The organism is Helicobacter cetorum MIT 99-5656 (genome assembly GCF_000259275.1).
Taxonomy (GTDB): domain Bacteria; phylum Campylobacterota; class Campylobacteria; order Campylobacterales; family Helicobacteraceae; genus Helicobacter; species Helicobacter cetorum.
Genome location: NC_017735.1, coordinates 90,509 through 107,096, shown reverse-complemented (window position 1 = coordinate 107,096; position 16,588 = coordinate 90,509). Strand labels below are relative to the sequence as shown.

Annotated in this window: 16 protein-coding genes and 1 riboswitch; of the genes, 4 read left to right on the top strand and 12 right to left on the bottom strand. The window is 36.6% G+C overall.

Annotated elements, in window-relative coordinates; genetic code table 11:
- Positions 1-161: 161 nt before the first annotated feature.
- Both HCD_RS00530 and HCD_RS00525 read right to left on the bottom strand, forming a co-directional pair.
- Positions 162-1,220: a glycosyltransferase family 9 protein gene (locus HCD_RS00530; protein ID WP_014658665.1), complete on the bottom strand. Its 1,059-nt coding sequence runs from the start codon at positions 1,218-1,220 to the stop codon at positions 162-164.
- A 71-nt stretch (positions 1,221-1,291) separates the two neighbouring features.
- On the bottom strand, positions 1,292-2,029 hold the full coding sequence (locus tag HCD_RS00525; protein ID WP_041594799.1) for a 5'-nucleotidase, lipoprotein e(P4) family: 738 nt from the start codon (positions 2,027-2,029) through the stop codon (positions 1,292-1,294).
- A 251-nt stretch (positions 2,030-2,280) separates the two neighbouring features.
- Here HCD_RS00525 and HCD_RS00520 point away from each other — a divergent pair, with 251 nt between their 5' ends.
- The 4 genes from HCD_RS00520 (at position 2,281) to HCD_RS00505 (ending at position 4,966) form a co-directional block, all read left to right on the top strand.
- Positions 2,281-2,754, top strand: a complete 474-nt coding sequence (locus tag HCD_RS00520) for a hypothetical protein (protein ID WP_014658663.1) — start codon at positions 2,281-2,283, stop codon at positions 2,752-2,754.
- A gap of 193 nt (positions 2,755-2,947) precedes the next feature.
- Positions 2,948-3,604, top strand: coding sequence for a thiaminase II (gene tenA, locus HCD_RS00515; protein ID WP_014658662.1), 657 nt, complete (start codon positions 2,948-2,950; stop codon positions 3,602-3,604).
- A 21-nt stretch (positions 3,605-3,625) separates the two neighbouring features.
- Positions 3,626-3,717: riboswitch (TPP riboswitch) on the top strand.
- Positions 3,705-4,367, top strand: coding sequence for a nicotinamide riboside transporter PnuC (pnuC, locus tag HCD_RS00510; RefSeq protein WP_014658661.1), 663 nt, complete (start codon positions 3,705-3,707; stop codon positions 4,365-4,367). It overlaps the preceding riboswitch by 13 nt.
- The gene (locus HCD_RS00505; RefSeq protein WP_014658660.1) at positions 4,355-4,966 is read left to right on the top strand and encodes a thiamine diphosphokinase; all 612 of its coding nucleotides are present in this window, start codon (positions 4,355-4,357) and stop codon (positions 4,964-4,966) included. Before pnuC ends, HCD_RS00505 begins: the two co-directional genes overlap by 13 nt.
- On the opposite strand, the gene HCD_RS09490 is transcribed toward HCD_RS00505, so the two are convergent.
- The 10 genes from HCD_RS09490 to nuoI form a co-directional block, all read right to left on the bottom strand.
- Positions 4,963-5,805, bottom strand: a complete 843-nt coding sequence (locus HCD_RS09490; protein WP_014658659.1) for a hypothetical protein — start codon at positions 5,803-5,805, stop codon at positions 4,963-4,965. The genes HCD_RS00505 and HCD_RS09490 overlap by 4 nt on opposite strands.
- Positions 5,778-6,224: a Panacea domain-containing protein gene (locus HCD_RS00495; RefSeq protein WP_014658658.1), complete on the bottom strand. Its 447-nt coding sequence runs from the start codon at positions 6,222-6,224 to the stop codon at positions 5,778-5,780. Before HCD_RS00495 ends, HCD_RS09490 begins: the two co-directional genes overlap by 28 nt.
- 208 nt (positions 6,225-6,432) lie before the next feature.
- A complete protein-coding gene (locus tag HCD_RS00490; protein WP_014658657.1) occupies positions 6,433-7,821 on the bottom strand; it encodes a phosphomannomutase/phosphoglucomutase in 1,389 nt (462 codons plus the stop codon).
- Between the two features lies 1 nt (position 7,822).
- Positions 7,823-10,243 (bottom strand): DUF7494 domain-containing protein, encoded by a 2,421-nt coding sequence (locus tag HCD_RS00485; RefSeq protein ID WP_014658656.1) that lies wholly within the window; start codon positions 10,241-10,243, stop codon positions 7,823-7,825.
- Positions 10,233-11,711 carry an NADH-quinone oxidoreductase subunit NuoN gene (nuoN, locus tag HCD_RS00480; protein ID WP_014658655.1) on the bottom strand — a complete coding sequence of 493 codons (1,479 nt, stop codon included), beginning with the start codon at positions 11,709-11,711 and terminating at the stop codon, positions 10,233-10,235. The genes HCD_RS00485 and nuoN overlap by 11 nt, the downstream gene beginning before the upstream one ends.
- Positions 11,698-13,236, bottom strand: a complete 1,539-nt coding sequence (locus tag HCD_RS00475; RefSeq protein ID WP_014658654.1) for an NADH-quinone oxidoreductase subunit M — start codon at positions 13,234-13,236, stop codon at positions 11,698-11,700. Before HCD_RS00475 ends, nuoN begins: the two co-directional genes overlap by 14 nt.
- A gap of 3 nt (positions 13,237-13,239) precedes the next feature.
- On the bottom strand, positions 13,240-15,081 hold the full coding sequence (gene nuoL / locus HCD_RS00470; protein WP_014658653.1) for an NADH-quinone oxidoreductase subunit L: 1,842 nt from the start codon (positions 15,079-15,081) through the stop codon (positions 13,240-13,242).
- Positions 15,082-15,083: 2 nt separating this feature from the next.
- On the bottom strand, positions 15,084-15,386 hold the full coding sequence (gene nuoK / locus HCD_RS00465) for an NADH-quinone oxidoreductase subunit NuoK (protein ID WP_014658652.1): 303 nt from the start codon (positions 15,384-15,386) through the stop codon (positions 15,084-15,086).
- Positions 15,383-15,919, bottom strand: coding sequence for an NADH-quinone oxidoreductase subunit J (locus HCD_RS00460; protein ID WP_014658651.1), 537 nt, complete (start codon positions 15,917-15,919; stop codon positions 15,383-15,385). Before HCD_RS00460 ends, nuoK begins: the two co-directional genes overlap by 4 nt.
- On the bottom strand, positions 15,912-16,580 hold the full coding sequence (nuoI, locus tag HCD_RS00455) for an NADH-quinone oxidoreductase subunit NuoI (protein WP_014658650.1): 669 nt from the start codon (positions 16,578-16,580) through the stop codon (positions 15,912-15,914). The genes HCD_RS00460 and nuoI overlap by 8 nt, the downstream gene beginning before the upstream one ends.
- Positions 16,581-16,588: the final 8 nt, after the last annotated feature.

The following is a 16,588-nucleotide window of genomic DNA, read 5'->3' as shown; positions in this document are numbered from 1 at the left end:
TTTTAACAAATTTAAGTTTTTGAAATTGCCTTATTAAAGCTTATTTTTTATTTTTCCATGCTTTTAAAAGCTCAAGGCTCATTATCCCATGTGCCATACAAAGACTTAGGTAAAATAACCCATTTAGTGCAAAAATTTTTGAGTGTTTTTGTTTGTTGTAGCTATCTTTCTTGTGTGTGATTAGAAAGATTTTGTGTGATAAATTCTATGATTTTTCCACTTTCTTTTTCTATGTCAATCAAACTCATATCATCTGAGTTATCAGGCGGAGTGATGCCCAAAAAGTGTTTGTTGAAAGGCCTCCATCTAGCAATGGAAGCAGTTAGCTCGTTAGGATAAAATCCAATAGACAGATTGTCAAATAAAGCATTCACATGCAAAGGACCTGAAGCGTTTCCTATATAAATCTCTAAATTCGCACACAATTTGGCTAAATCCACTAGGCTATGGCTAGTGTCATAAAGCTTTGCAAAAGGCACTTCTTTAAGAAGTAATTCTGTGGCGTCTCTCTCGCCTGGCCCACAGGTGAGAATGATTTCACCATCTAGTTTTGCATGTAAAATTTTAATCAGCTTGATAAAGTGCGATGCTGGCAATACGGGCGAACTGCCCCCACTATGAATATGCACGCCAATGAGTAAAGAATTAGGATTGATGTTAAGTTTTGAAGCAAGGATTGAACGCTCTTTTATTCTGTCTTTAAGTTTGTATGTAATTTCTGGCATTTGAGCGTTAGGAAGGTTGTAATCTTTACAAAAAACATTGATTAAATCCAAATTGTATTCGTATTCTGTTTTCAGACATAAGGAACGGCTTTGACGCACACTTTTTTTATAAAGCCAAAAATAGGCTTTTGTCTTAGGAGCTAGGATATAGCGGACATGCTTTCTCAAACTAAAGGCAAGTTTAGCGTTTTTGAAATTAGAAAATAAAAAGATAAGAGCGTCAATGGACTTATCCTTTAGATTGACACTCAAATGATTGTCTTCTATGATGACTTCATCAATAAAAGGTAATTCCAAGGCTATAGGGGCGGTGTAGCTAGGCACAACCACTCCCAAATACACTTCTATGCCTTTTTTTAAAAAAGCATGTTTTAAGGCAAGTAAAGATGGAATAGCTAAAATAAAATCGCCTAATTTATCGTTGCGAACCACAAAAATTTTTTTAGAGTTTTCTTTGTCTTTACATTTTAGGTCTTCAAACCCTATAAAACCCATTGCTTTGCCTTAAGAAACAATTTTTGTCATGTTAGCAAAAATTGTCTTTGCTTATGCTATTGATAAAAGCTTTATTTTTTATTTTGCCATGCTTTTAAAGGTTCATCTTCCCATGTGCCATACAAAGAGTTAGGTAAAATAATCCATTCTGTGCCAAATTTTTGAGCGTTTTTTAGCACTTTGTTTTGTTGCTCTTTAGTGTTCTTTTTATCTTGGGCAAAAATGACATCAAAATCATGCAAAGTATCGCCGACTTGGAGAATAATTTCATAATCTTTAGCAACCATAGCACGCCTTATTGCCTTTGGTTTATCCTTTTCTTTTAATAAAACGGATTTTTCACTCACTTGCGGAAGTTTCAAGCTTTTTAACATTTTCAATACAAACGCCTTATTTTTGTGGGTGCGATTAGAAATATAAAAAATCATCACCCCCTTGTAATGAGCGTATTCTAAAAATTCTAAGGCTCCAGCCACAAGCTTAGAAGTCCCTTGTTTTTCATAATCATCCCAAGTCTTTTCAGTGTATTCCAGACAATTTTTAGCAAGATAGCCGGCGTAATCAGAAGTATCAAGCACCGTTTCATCTAAATCTAAGATAATGGCTGGCTTTTTATTTTTTACAAACTTAAGATTATTGTCTAACGCCATTTTCGCCATTTTGTAAGTCTGTAGCCGTAAAGCTTTAATCTCGGCACTTTGTTGGTGATACTTAGTGCTTCTTACTAACGGCGAAACGCATTCTTTGGCATTTAACACACTCATTAAACTTAATCCTACCAAACCTAATTTGATTGTATTTCCTATCATTAAAACACCTAAATATTGAGTTTTTTCATATTATAGCTTAAGAAGACTTAGAAATGACATTTATTGAAGCAGATAGTTTTTGTTAAAGCTATTTTTTCTATAGTGATTTACTTTAATTTTACAATTTGTGTAGAAATAAAACATTTAATGGGGTTATTTAACATTTATGTTACAAATTGCTAGTCAATAATAATGATAGTTAAATCTATTTTGATATAAATACTCTCATATGGAGGGGGGAAAGGAATCGCATGGATACAAAAGAGCGTTTGAGCAATTCTGAATACACAAGAGCGATTGGTCTAGCTTGTGGGTTATGCATGTCTATAACAGGTGGACTCTTGAGTCGTAATCATATTAACCCACTTTTTGACCCTAAAGGTAGCCTGTATATATGGCCGGCAGCCTTAGTAGCGGTTTTATTGGCTAATCTTTTATTCAACCCGCAAGGTAGGTCATGGGGTTACCTCACTATTAAATCTTGGCAAGAACAACCCCGTTTTATTAAAGCTATTTTTAAAGCCAAATTTTTTGGTGCATTTTATGATGTTTTGTCAAACTCAAGGCTAAGAGACTTTTATTTCATGCTCTTAATGATGCTATTTATCATCGCCATGCATGAAATTTCGGCGTATTTTGGGTATCCTAGCAATGCGCTTGTGGAGGCGTTGACTATTCTTGGCTTTCAAGGCATTCTTAAGCTTTGTGTTAAATGGGGGTGGTGATTTGAGTTTAATGGAGGGGGTAGTGGACTTAGCCTAAATAGCGTTCAATTTTGGGGCAGTATTTTAATAGGTGGTTAAGAAAAGTTTTTTAAGGGATTAACCACGAATCTTTTAGAAAAAACAAGTCTTTATGCTATATTACGAGCCTTTGTGCTGGTATGCGTATTAAATTGAATTTGGGAGTGTGTTATTGATGCAAGTTTCACAATATCTGTATAAAAGTGTGCAATCTATTTGGGAAAATTGTATTTCTCATCCGTTTGTTCAGGGCATTGGGCATGGGACTTTAGAAACGGATAAATTTCGTTTTTATATCATTCAGGATTATTTGTATCTTTTAGAATACGCTAGGGTGTTTGCTCTAGGCGTAGTCAAAGCTTATGATGAAGCAACAATGAGAGAGTTTTCTAACGCTATACAAGATATTTTGAATAACGAAATGAGTATCCACAACCATTATGTTAAAAAACTTCAAATCACTCAAACAGAATTGCAAAATGCACGCCCCACTCTAGCTAATAAATCTTATACAAGCTACATGCTCGCTGAAGGGCTTAAGGGGTCTATTAAAGAAGTTACGGTGGCTGTTCTAGCTTGTGCTTGGAGCTACCTAGTGATTGCACAAAATTTGAGTCAAATTCCAAACGCTTTAGAACATGCCTTTTATGGGCATTGGATTAAGGGCTATTCTTCAAAAGAATTTCAAGCATGTGTAACTTGGAATATTACTTTGCTTGATTCTCTCACTCGCACTTCTTCAAAACAAGAAATTGAAAAATTAAAGGACATTTTTATCACTACAAGCGAATATGAATACAAGTTTTGGGATATGGCGTATCAAAAGAGCTAGTTGGACTTGTGCTATAATTGATGCCATTTTAAGGGGTGCTTTAAAAAGCTGAGATTAAACCCATAGAACTTGTCAAGGTAATTCTTGCGTAAGGAATAACATGCTAATAACCACTCAATTATCCAAACGATTTTATGCTACGCTCACTCTTGCTTGCATGTTTTTAATTGCCGCTCATATTCTTGTTAAAGGTTCGTTTATCAATCTAGTCGCAGGGCTTAGTGGGATTTTGTATGCGTTTTTTGCTGGAGAGAGACAAACAATTTGCTTTGTATTTAGTTTTATTTATAATTTGAGTTATGCTTACATCACTTATCAATGGGGGTTAAAAGCCGAAGTGATTTTATGCCTTTTTTTGTATATGCCTGTGGCGATTTATGGGTTATTTTCATGGAAAAAAACAGAGCAAAATAACGGCACTATCAAGGCTAAAAAACTTTCGTGGGATTTACGCTTTGCGCTGATTTTAGGCATAGGGGTTTTAACTTGTTTGAGCGCTTTGTTTTTCAAACAGATTAAAACGAATTTTTTGCTGGCAGAGAGTTTTAATTTTGTGGTATTTATTATTGCTTTTATTTTACAGGTTTTGCGTTATATGGAGAGTTATGTGCTATTGACTTTGGGTAATGTAGTGTCTATTATTGTGTGGTTTTGTATCTTTCAAATCTCTACAGAAACCCTAACGCAACTACTCACAACGATTTTGTTTCTTTTTATTGGCATGTATTATTTTAAGCGCTGGAATAAGTCATGCAAGCAGTGATTTTGGCTAATGGGGAGTTTCCTAAGTCAAAAAAATGCTTAGAAATTTTAAAAAACGCCCCTTTTTTAATTGCATGCGATGGGGCTGTTGCACCCTTGCATGAGTTAAAAATTGAACCAAGTGTAGTCATAGGCGATTTGGATAGCATTGATTCTCGTTTGAAGGCCTTGTATAACCCCATATGCGTGAATGAGCAAAATAGCAACGATTTATCCAAAGCCTTTTTTTACGCGCATAAATGGGGCTATAATGATTTTATTTTTTTAGGATTGAATGGTAAGCGAGAAGACCACGCCCTAGCGAACATTTTTTTATTGTTTGAGTATTTTAAATTTTGCAAGAAACTCCAAGCGATTAGTGATTATGGTATTTTTAGGGTGCTAGAAACCCCTTTTATTTTGCCTAGTTTTAAGGGAGAGCAAATTTCACTTTTTAGCTTGGATTTTGAGAGTAAATTCACTTCTAAAAATCTCAAATACCCTTTAAAAGATTTGCGTTTAAACACGCTATTTTGTGGAACGCTTAATGAAGCTACGCACAATTTTTTTAGCTTATATTCTACGCCTAAAAGCGTGGTGCTTGTGTATCAAAAGTTTTAATGGTTGTTGCAAACTTTTGCTAGATAATTTAAACATGGTGCAGTCGTATCACAACAAGGGATTTGATGGTTAGCCTGAGAACTACTACTATTTGCATTAAAGCTCTTATAAACAATAACAAAAGCTAAGAGGAAAAGTAGGAAAATGGAAATCCCATATTCCCATGAGTCGGTTTTATTGGCATCTTGATTGTTGTTTGCAATATTTTTGACAAAACGATAGAGAGAGTGCAACAAGATAAGGGTAAAAAACGATGCGAACATGAATAAGCATAGGGCGATTAAATCATCTAGGCCTTTTTTATCAAATACGGCCAAATTAATTTTAAGTCCGCTGTCAAATGCCATAAAAATAGCGGCAAAGATTCCCAAAATAGCAACAAAATCCCTTTTTACATTACCCAATCTATCCTTAGTTTTTTTGATTTTATTATTAAGGTCTGCAACTTTTGTGGCACTAGTCTCTAAATCACTTTGCAATCTTTGTATTGATTGTTCATGTTGATATAGAATATCCATGCGAGACCTTTCAACAAGACAAATATTGTGCATATCTTCCAAAAGCTCTTTGTATGGGGAAAAAGCATCTTTTTGTGATAATCTCTCAAATTTTTCCATAAGACCATCATAGAAATCAGTTCCCTTGTTATGTCCAGCACTTTCATCATTAAGGAATGTCGTAAAATACAGACTAAACAGACCGAAATCGGTTTTATGGAATTCACTCAAGAAATCAAAACAAGACAACAAACTCTCATCATTTTTATTGGATTCATCGCTATTTTCACCGGCAACAATTTCAATAACTCTTTTTATTTTTTCTTTAAGGTCTTGTCGCATAAGAGTTCCCTTAATTTTTCTCTATCGTTTTTAATTGATTCTTTTGGAATTACCTTATTTTTCGTATCCTTATCGTAATTATCAATCCAAGATGCAACTGCATGTGTTGCATCTGATAAATCCCATGGCTCTTTGTCCCCATACTTTCTATAGGTTTCTTCCAAAGCGTTTCTATTGTCATCAGATATTTCTACTTCCTCATCTTTACTATTAATTCTAGAAGCTCCATTACGATAATTGCGATAAACACTTGGCACAACAGGTCCATACTCCCACGCCTGAAAATCTTCTTCAATAAGTGTTGCATTGCTCTCTGCTTGAGCTAGATACAACATCTTTTGTAATTTTAGATTAGTCATGGGTTTTTCATTGTCTATCGCTAAGTTAACCAAAAATTTTGCCGCATCTAATGCTTTCATGATACTACTCCGACTTTATATGGTTGTAGTTTTACAACCATAATGAAATATAATTATAATTAGGTTAGTTATAGCTAATTATAACTAACCCTAACTAAAATTAGTTAAGGTTAAGCTTTTTTAAGCATGCATTGTGTTTTTATTTCGCTATTTAGCTTTAACCTACAATCTTTATTATTCTACGCAATACTTAAGTGAGATGGACTAATTACCCATCCAATAATCCTAACAACGCCTTTTTATACTCTAACGCCGTTTTTTCATCTTTGCCTTCAAAGCGAGTGACTAGACATGGGGTGGTGTTACTCGCACGAATAAGTCCAAAACCATGTTCAAAAACCACTCTCACGCCATCAATACTGATAATTTCTTTGATTTTAGGGAAGTTATCTGGCACATTTTGAAGTTTGTTTTGTAAATTTTGAATGATTTCAAATTTTTCTTCTTCGCTCACAAAGATTTTTTCTTCAGGCGTGGTGTAAGAATAGGGGAGATTTTTAATGAAGTTTTTTAAATCGCTTGGGTCTTCTTTAAGCATTAATTCTAAGGCTCTTAAACACGCATAAAGGGCATCATCATAGCCAAAATAACGCTCTTTAAAAAAGATATGCCCGCTCATCTCGGCTGCAAAATGCGCAGTTGTTTCTTTAAGCTTGACTTTTAAATTGCTATGCCCGGTTTTATACATCAGCGTCTTGCCAAAACTATTGATAGTGTCATACATCACTTGAGAGCATTTGACTTCACCTATCACAAAAGGGGTAATGCCTTGATTGTATAAGTGCTTAGCAAATAATATGGCTAATTCATCGCCTGCATAAATATGATTAGCCCCTAGCATTGCAATCCTATCCGCATCGCCATCAAAAGCAAAGCCTATAGAAATAGCATTTTCTTGCATATGTGCCTTCAAGTCTTGTAAATTCTTAGTCTCGCTTGGGTCTGGGTGGTGGTTAGGAAAATTGCCATCAGGCTCACTATAAAGACTATCAAAATCAATGTTTAAAGCTTTTAAAATAGGCACTAAGCCTAACGCTCCCACGCCATTACCAAAATCTAGGGCAATTTTGTGCTTGAAATCTTTTAAATGCTTAAAATTGTTGATTAAATAGTTGTGATAAGCTTCTAGGGCATTGACTTTTAAAGGCATTTCTTTTAGGGGTTTAATTTTATATGTGGCGTTTTGTGTGGCATTTAAAAGCGTGTCTTTTAAAGCTTGAATATCCTTGCCATAAAAAGGGTTGTTATTGATTGTGATTTTAAAGCCGTTATATTCCTTAGGGTTATGAGAGCCAGTTATCATAATGGAGTTAGGGCATTGAATGCTATCTATCTCATTAAAGGTCGCAAAATACGCCACCGGTGTAGGAATAAGCCCCAAATCATACACTTTTAAACCCTCTTGTTGTAATCCTGCACTCAAAGCTTCAAAAAGGTTTTTTCCATGCACCCTTGCATCATAGCCCACAAATACGCCCTTGCTATATTGTTGCATGATTTTTCCTAACTCTACGCCGATACTAAAAGCGATATTTTCATCTAAAGTTTTTGGATAAATGCCCCTAATGTCATATTCTCTAAAAATATTTGTATCCATTTTATTGCTCCTTATTTTTAAATAAATCTAAACCTTGCTCGCACAAGCTTTGCCATGGGTTTGTTTTATCTTTTTGTTTTAACTGAACGCATTTTTCTAGGCTCTCTTTAGACTTTGCTTTTTGATTACTTAAATCTAATAAACTAGATTGTAAATACAAAGCTTTTTGATGATTTTCTACAGAAAGTTTGTGAGTTAAAAGTTTTTCTAGCACTTCTAAGGCTTTGAGATAGTCTTTGGTGGTTCTATATGCCTCTATTAGGGCAAATTGTGCAAAAGGCGTGTAAGAATAGTCCTTGTAGGTGTCTTGTAGTTTGAGTAAGGTCGTGGCATAGATTTTGATACTTTTGGGGTCTTTTTCATTCTCTAATAATTTAAAATAGACTAATATCATACGCTTATCGTCTTTGAAATGCTTTTCTAAAAACGCATAAATCTCTAAAGCTAAATTTTTTTCATTGTTTTGCATATAAGTTGCAAATAAGATAAAAGCGATATTGTAAAATTCTTTTTTATTCAAGCTTTGAGCCAGAGTCAAGGCATCTTTGGAAGCAAAGGTGGAATTTTTAAAATCCCCTAAGCGATAATAATTACGCCCTAAACGATAAAGCCATGGCAATTTTTCGCTGGGGGTTTTGGCGGCTTTTAAGGCGTTTAAAGCGATGACTTGAGCTTTTTGGTGTAATGATGCGAAATATAAGCAATCAAAGGCTTTAATTTCTTGGTTTTTGTCTAGGTCAAAATTTTTAACTTGCGCTAAATACGCTAAAGCTTGTTTGCAATTATTGTTATCTAATTTTTCTTTAGAAAGGGTGTTGAGCGTTTTTTGAATCAAAGGAAAATCTTTAGGTAAATCCTTTTGCATGCTTAAGACTTCGGCATAGCGTTTTTCATCAAAGAGTAATTGAGCTTTTAATTCAGTAGCCTTCAAGGCTTCTTTGGAGTTAGGAAAACTATGAATGATTTTATCATAATGAGCGATTTTTTCTTGCGTGTTTCCTTCCATAGAAAAAAGGGCTTTTTCATCTCGTGCCTTAACAATAGAAGCTCGCTCTAGTTCCGCATGGGCTTGCAAATATTGTAGGTTATAAAGATGGGCGTTTTTAAAGTCTTTAATCCTTGCATACAACGCCCCTAAATCATAGAGCGCTTGCTCTTTAGCCTTTAAATCATCATCTTGATTGATGAGTAGTTTAGCGATTTTAATGGCACTCTCATTCATTTGGTCTTTTTTTAATAAATTGAGTAATTCTAAGGCTAATTTGCTATGCGTAGAAATGTAATTTGGATTGGCGTTGATAACCTTGTCAATGAGATACTTGGCGTTTTTAAAATTTTGATGCATGATTTCTACTTCAGCCCAATTGAGAGCGACTTCACTTGCACTCTCTTTGTCCTTAGCGTTAGAAAAAGCTTCTTTAAACAGCGTAATAGCCCCACTAAAATCAGATGCATCAGCTGCCTCAATGGCTAAATGCATTTGAGCTAAGGGGGCATAGCGAGAGTGCTTGTATTCTAAGAGAATGCGTTTGTAATGGCGGATAGCTTGTTTGTAATGGTTGGTTTCATCTAAGGCTTTAGCCACATAATACAGCACTTCAGGGATATTTGGGTCAGTGGGATAGCTCTTAATCCACTTAGTGCCAATATCTATCAGCAAGGGTTTTTTAATGCCTAACTTCCCTAGAGCGATAATTTCTAACAGATACAAATCTTTTTTAAAAATCGTTTGGGGGTAGTTTTTAAAAATGCGGCTAATAGTGCGTAGGGCATCAAAATAGGCTTGCGAGTCAATTTGTTTTTTAGCTTCTAAATAGGCGTTTAAATCGTATCTTTTGGTTGTTAATAAGGGCTTACTATCAATATCCAGTTCTTGAATCATAGGGGTTTGAGCGTTGCGGATTGTGATAGGAAAATTCAAGCCCTTTTTAGTATTAGCATGGGGGTTTTTTAAAAAAGGAATGCTTTGGTCATAGCCTATAATTTGCCACATTTTAGCTTTGGAGTCGTTTTCCTGAAAAAGTGGCACTTCATTTTTATAATCTCTAGCAAAGGAAAAGAGAGTGAGTCTTCGCATAACTTTTGGCTTGATGCGTAAGACAAATCGCCCCTGTTGCATGGAGTAAGCAATATTGAAAAAGGCATTTTCTAGGGGGGTAAAGCCTTCATTAGGAATGGAGTCTATAACGCATTCTACAGGGTGTTTTGCGTGCGTGATAACTAGAGATGCTCTAATGCCATCACGAGATTTATCGCTCGCATAAAAACAAGAAAACGCTTTATTGTGGCGTAAGGTTAAGACAGAAAAATCTTGCCCATCTTCTTTACCTTGTGTGAGCGTAAGGCTCAAGGCGTTAAGAGAATGTGTAAACAGGCTCGCACCTATCAAAAGAGAGCCAATGATTTTTGACTTAAGCCACAAATTCTAAGAGTCCTTGCATAATAAAGATAGAGAGCGAACACACAAGTGCCATAGCAATAATAACAGCATAAATGGGCATGGTAGCATTTTGAGTGTAAATATCGCTTTGTGCATAGCCTTGAGCTTGCATGGGTTTGTTAAAAAACATAGCCACTAGCCAGCGGAAGTAATAAAACACAGCGACAGCACTATTGACTAGCATAACAACCGCCAAAAGAACATGGTGTTTCTCCAACGCGCTTTCAACGGCTAAAAATTTTCCCCAAAACACACTAAAAGGCGGAATGCCAGCTAATCCAAAAACTAATACAGCACTCAAAATAGCTATTAAGGGGTGCGTTTTAATGAGACCATTAAATTTAGAGTAGGGGTGGTCATAGCGTTCATTCCAAGTCTTTTCTCTACTTTTTAACAGCCATAAAATTCCAAAAGCTCCAATGTAAGTGAATGCAAACATAAACCAATAAACAAACATGGCACTCTGACTTTCTTCAGTGTGGATAAACACACAAGCTAGAGCAAACCCAGAATGCGAGATAGAGCTATAAGCAAGCATTCTTTTAACATCTTCTTGCCATAGAGCGATAAAATTTGGAATGGTAATAGTGATAAGAATGAGAGCGTAAAAAATATTTTCTACCCAAGCAATATGGGTTTCCATAAACACCCCAAAAATGCGAGTGGCTACGACAAAACCAGCGATTTTAGGCACAATGGAGATGTAGCTTGCAAAAACAGGGTTATTGCCTTCATACACATCAGGCATCCAAGTGTGGAAAGGCACTAAAGAGACCTTAAAGCCAATCGCTCCAATGAGAAAGACAACGCCCATAGCAAAGAGCATAGGGTGCGTGATGCCCTCATTGTGTAGGTATAGGGTAATGACTTCAAGATTCAAACTGCCTGTTAAAAGATAAAAAGCCATAGCTCCTATAGCAAAAAACGCACTCGCCATAGCTCCCATAGTGAAATACTTAATCCCCGCTTCTAAGCCAAAGCGTTTGTCGCTCAATGCCATTAAAACACAAATGGGTAAGGACGCTGTTTCTAATCCAATAAGGATTAAGAGCAAATGATTGCTTGAGACCATAAACTGAAAGCCAGCCACAATGAATAAATACAGGGGATAAAATTCAGCCGTTTGAAATTCATTAAAGCGTTCTTTAGAAAGGGCTAAGAAGATGAGCAAAAAGGCTGAAATGAGGATAATGCTTTGTGAAACTAGCGAGAGAGTGTCCAAGCTTAAAAACCCAAAGAATGCACTCTCTTGTGCTTCAAAACCTAGAATCACTAAGAAATCTAGGGCTAAAAAGAGCATGCATAAAAACACATTCAAATTGCGTGAAAATTTTGAAGTGAATGCGTTGATTAAGAGCGTAAAAATTCCCCCACACACTAAAACAAGCATGGGTAAAATGCTCTGAAAACTAAAGCTATCAAAAGAGATATGGATACTATCTATTAACATAAGAGACCTCTTTTATCTTGATGTCTGATGAGCCTACTAAAGGAGCTAAGCGAGTTTGCATGGTTTCTAAAAGCCCTTTAGTGCCTTGCTCAATGGGTTTTAAAAACACTTTAGGATAAATCCCTAACGCTAGAATGAGAGCCAAAATAACGCTTAAAATCCCCACCTCACGAGCATTCAAATCTTCAAACACACTCACTTGATTGTTCCCTGTTTTTAAAGTGCCAAAGAACACATTTTTGTATGAAGTGAGCATATAAATCGCTGATAGAATAATGCTTGTGCCAGCGATGATAGCAAGAATGGGGCGTGCAGCAAAAAATCCTAGCAAGCTCAAAAACTCCCCTACAAAACCGATGCTTAAGGGCATACCCACATTAGCCATTAAGACCACCATAAAAAAGGTCGCAAAAATAGGGGCGGATTTTGCAACAGCCCCAAAGCGAGCGATTTCTAAACTCTTGGTGCGTTCTTCTAAAATGCCAGCGAGCATAAATAACCCCATGGCTACAACGCCATGAGCAAACATCATAAACACCGCCCCAGAAATGCCCTCAACATTGAAAGCAAAAATCCCCAGCACCACCACGCCCATATGTGAGAGTGAGCTGTAAGCGATGAGAGTTTTCAAATCTTTTTGAGCGTAAGCTACAAAGCCCCCATAAACAATCATGCACAGTGCTAAAATGGCTATCGGCGTTAAATAAATTTCTGAAAGCTCAGGAAAAAGCGGAAGTAAGAAGCGTAACAAGGCGTAAGTTCCCATTTTAGAAAGCAAGGCTGAGAGCATGACAGAGCCTAAAGTAGGAGCATTAGAATAGGCATAGGGTAGCCAAGTATGTAAAGGAAAGAGCGGAATTTTAACGGCAATTCCTACCAAGAAAGCTAAAAAGAGCCATATTCTAATCTCGCTAGAAAAACTTAATTGATACCAGTCTAAAATATCAAAGCTCATCATGCCATAGTGGTTAGCGTAGTCATACCCGATATATAAAATGCCTAAAAGCATGAGTAATGACGCTAAAAAAGTGTAAAGGAAAAATTTCATGCCTGAATAGACTTTATTGTTGCGGCCAAAACGCCCGATTAAATACAAAACAGGCAAGAGCGAAACTTCCCAAAAAGCATAGAAAAATATCATGTTTAGAGAAGAGAACACGCCCATTAAAATCCCTTCTAAAAGCAAAAGGCAAATGGCAAAGTCTTTACGATGTTCTTTGACATAAATCACAGACAACAGCACAACAATAGCGTTTAAGAGTAACAAAAAGAGCGTGATACCATCAACACCTACATGATAATTCACACCGATTTGATAAATAAGCTCTTTGGTTTCTTCAAATTGCATGCCTACAGCTTGAGTGTCAAACCCATGCCATAGCAATAAGGCCAATAATAGCTCAATTAAAGCAATGACAATTGCATACGCCCTACTAGCTTGTGCACTCATAAAAAACGCTAAGATAGCACTCAGCATAGGAAAAAAAATCACCACACTTAAAAGATGTGTTTGTAAATATTGCATTATCTATCTCCCAAAAACAGCCACAAACACAAGCAAAATTAAAACTCCAGCCACCATAAAGCGTAGCATAGAAGTTAAATTCCCGTCTTGACTAGCTCTAAATAAACGCCCCACCACAAAAACGCTTCTGCCTATTCTATCCACAATAGAATCAATTATTCTCAACTCTATGACAGAGTGTAGGAATGTCGCGAGCAAAAGAAAAGCCCTTGCTATGGCATTGTAGAGTTGTGGAATGTAGTATTGATTTAAAAGAAGCTTATACAAGAAACCCCCTTCTTTGTTAGAGTTTATACCTTGCTTGTATTTGTAAATCGCAAACGCAATACTCAATAAAACAGCGATAGTGGTAATTCCTACTAATAACATAAAAGGCACAGGATATTCATCATAAGAATTAGGAATAACTTTTGAGATAAAATGGAAAAATGGCTCTTCAAAAAACCCAGCAATAACAGCTAAAATCCCTAAGGGTAACATGCTTAAAAGCATGAAATTCTTAGCCTCATGGGGGTGATGGATTGTGTGTTGTTTGGGTGCGAAAAATACTAGCATAATTAACCTAAAACTATAAAAGGCGGTAAAAATTGCTCCAATCAAAAGCACAAACCATAAAATGTGATGGTGCATTCCAAAAGCTACTTCTAAAATCTTATCCTTAGAAAAATATCCTGCAAAAGGATAAATACCACATAACGCTACTGAGCCTATAATCATAAAGATAGCTGTAGCTCTCATAGGCTTGTATAGAGCTCCCATTTTGGTAATATCCAAATTGTCTTCCATGGCATGCATAACATTTCCTGAGCCTAAGAAAAGAAGCGATTTGAAAAACGCATGCGTAAAGAGATGAAAGAGAGCGACCCAGTAAGCCCCAAGACCTGCTGCAACAAACATATAGCCTAATTGAGAAAGCGTGGAGTAAGCCACAATGCGTTTTAAGTCCTTATTGACTAAAGCCATGCTTGCGCCAAAGAGGGCTACAAATGCCCCTAAGCATGCAATGAAATAACCCACTTCAAAGACAGCACTATACAAGGGGTTTGCTCTAATGACTAGATACACTCCAGCGGTTACCATAGTCGCTGCATGAATGAGAGCAGATACTGGGGTAGGTCCTTCCATAGCGTTTGCTAACCATGTGTGCATAGGAAATTGCGCACTCTTACCCATAGCACCAATAAAGAGCAACACGCTAATGTAAAAGAGCATTTGAGAATCCACGCTATTAAGGGCATTAAAGACTTCCTTATATTGAAGGGTGCCAAAATTCCAATAAATCAAAATAATACCCATAAGCATGCCTAAATCCGTGATTCTATTCATCACAAAGGCTTCAATAGAAGCGTTATTTGCACTTTCTTTGTGATACCAAAAGCCAATGAGTAAGTAAGAGCATAATCCAACCCCTTCCCAGCCAATGAAAAGCCCTAAGAAATTATCGCTCAAAACTAAAACAAGCATAGAAAACACAAAGCCAGAAAGATAAGAAAAATAGCGGTTAAACCCTGCGTCATGCTCCATATAGCCTATAGAATACACATGCACTAAGAAAGAGACTAAAGTAACGACTACAATCATTACAGCATTGATATTATCTAGCATAAGGGAAAAGCCGACACTAAAATTTCCTACAGCAATCCAGTCAAACAAATACTTTTCATAGCTTTGGTTGTGCCACACTTGAATAAAAAGAAAAACAGCACCCACCAAAGAAACAAGCACGCATAAAGAATTAAAAATGCCTACATGCAACGCTTTAGCTTTAGCCCCAAACAGCCCCGCATAAACCGCACCTATTAAAGGCAAAAACAATACGACTGCTAACAAAGAAGAATACTGCATGCTCAACCTTTCATAGCGTTCAAAGAATCAATATCTAGGCTCTTGTGTTTTTTAAACCATAAAATCACCAAGCCCAAACCAATCGCTACTTCACTAGCAGCAATAGCAATGATAAAGAGCGAAAACATCTGCCCATCCAAATTTTGCTTGTATTTTGAAATCGCTACAAAACCGATATTAATCGCATTGAGCATGATTTCTGTAGAAAAGAAGAGCAATAAAATATTTTTACGCTTCAGCATTCCGGCTAAGCCAATACAAAAGAGTAGCCCTGAAACAATTAGGTAGTGGTTTAACCCTATCATAGAGATTCCTTTACAAATTGTGCGTTGTTTTTTCCATGGATTTTTTGAATCCCTGTAGCAATTCCCCCAATCATAGCCACTAAGAGCATTAAAGCCGCTGCTTCAAAAGGAATCAAGTAATTAGTAAAGAGCGCGTAGCCAATGGCTTTAATGTTAGGGGTTTGTGAACCAATAACTTGTTGAGAAAGATTTTCGCCAATACTAGGTGCACTTAAAATTAAGGTAAGTAATATTGCCACTCCAAATGAAAGCACGCATAAAACCTTGGGGTTTTGCTTACGCTCAACTACTTCAGCGGCTGAGTTGAAAAACATCATGCCAAAGGCATACATTACAATGACTGCACCCACATAAACCGTGATTTGCACCACGCCTAAAAACTCTGCATCAAGCAAAAAGAAAAAAGCTGAGATAAAAACCATGCTACTAGAGAGAGCGGTAATGGCATAGAGAATATTAGTGGTTGTAACTACCACTAATGCCATGCTTAAAGTAAGGATTGCAAAGAAATAAAAGGCAATTGTTTCAAACATTTTCATCTCCCTTGTTAATTTCTGTGCTTGTTTGTGCTTGAGTCTCTTCTTTTGGTTCTTCTTCTGAAGGCTCTTTGATGTAATCTAGGGGGGTAGCTTGCATGCGTTCATTGTAGTTAGGGCTTACTGAACCAAAGCCTAAAAACTCAGCATGTGAGCAATTCTTGGCATCTTCTTCGCTAGTTAAAAACTCACTTTTAGAGCCATATTGAGAGCGTTGGGTGCTGGCATTTTCAAATCTATTGCCCATAACAATAGCCAGTTCAGGACAAACTTCCGCGCACAATCCACAATAAATACAACGCCCTAAATTAATGGTGTAGGAATCAATCTTTTTGCGATTATCCTCGCCCTTATGTGTGATGATTCTTATGCAATTGCTCGTGCAAATCTTTTCGCACAACCCACAGCCAATACACCTTTCAGAGCCTGAATCTAAAAGGCGTTGCAAATTATGCACCGCACGATAGCGTGGGCTTAAAGGAAGTTGTTCCATAGGATAATGAATGGTTACATTAGGACTAAAAAATTCTTTAATCGTAAGTCCTAAGCCCTTAAACAAATCTAAACCCAGGCTTGTTTTTATGGTATCTGCAAAATGCTCTGTAGCACTACGAATTTCGGCTCGTTTAGGAAGTTGCTTGTATTCTTGTTTTGCCATAAATCTTC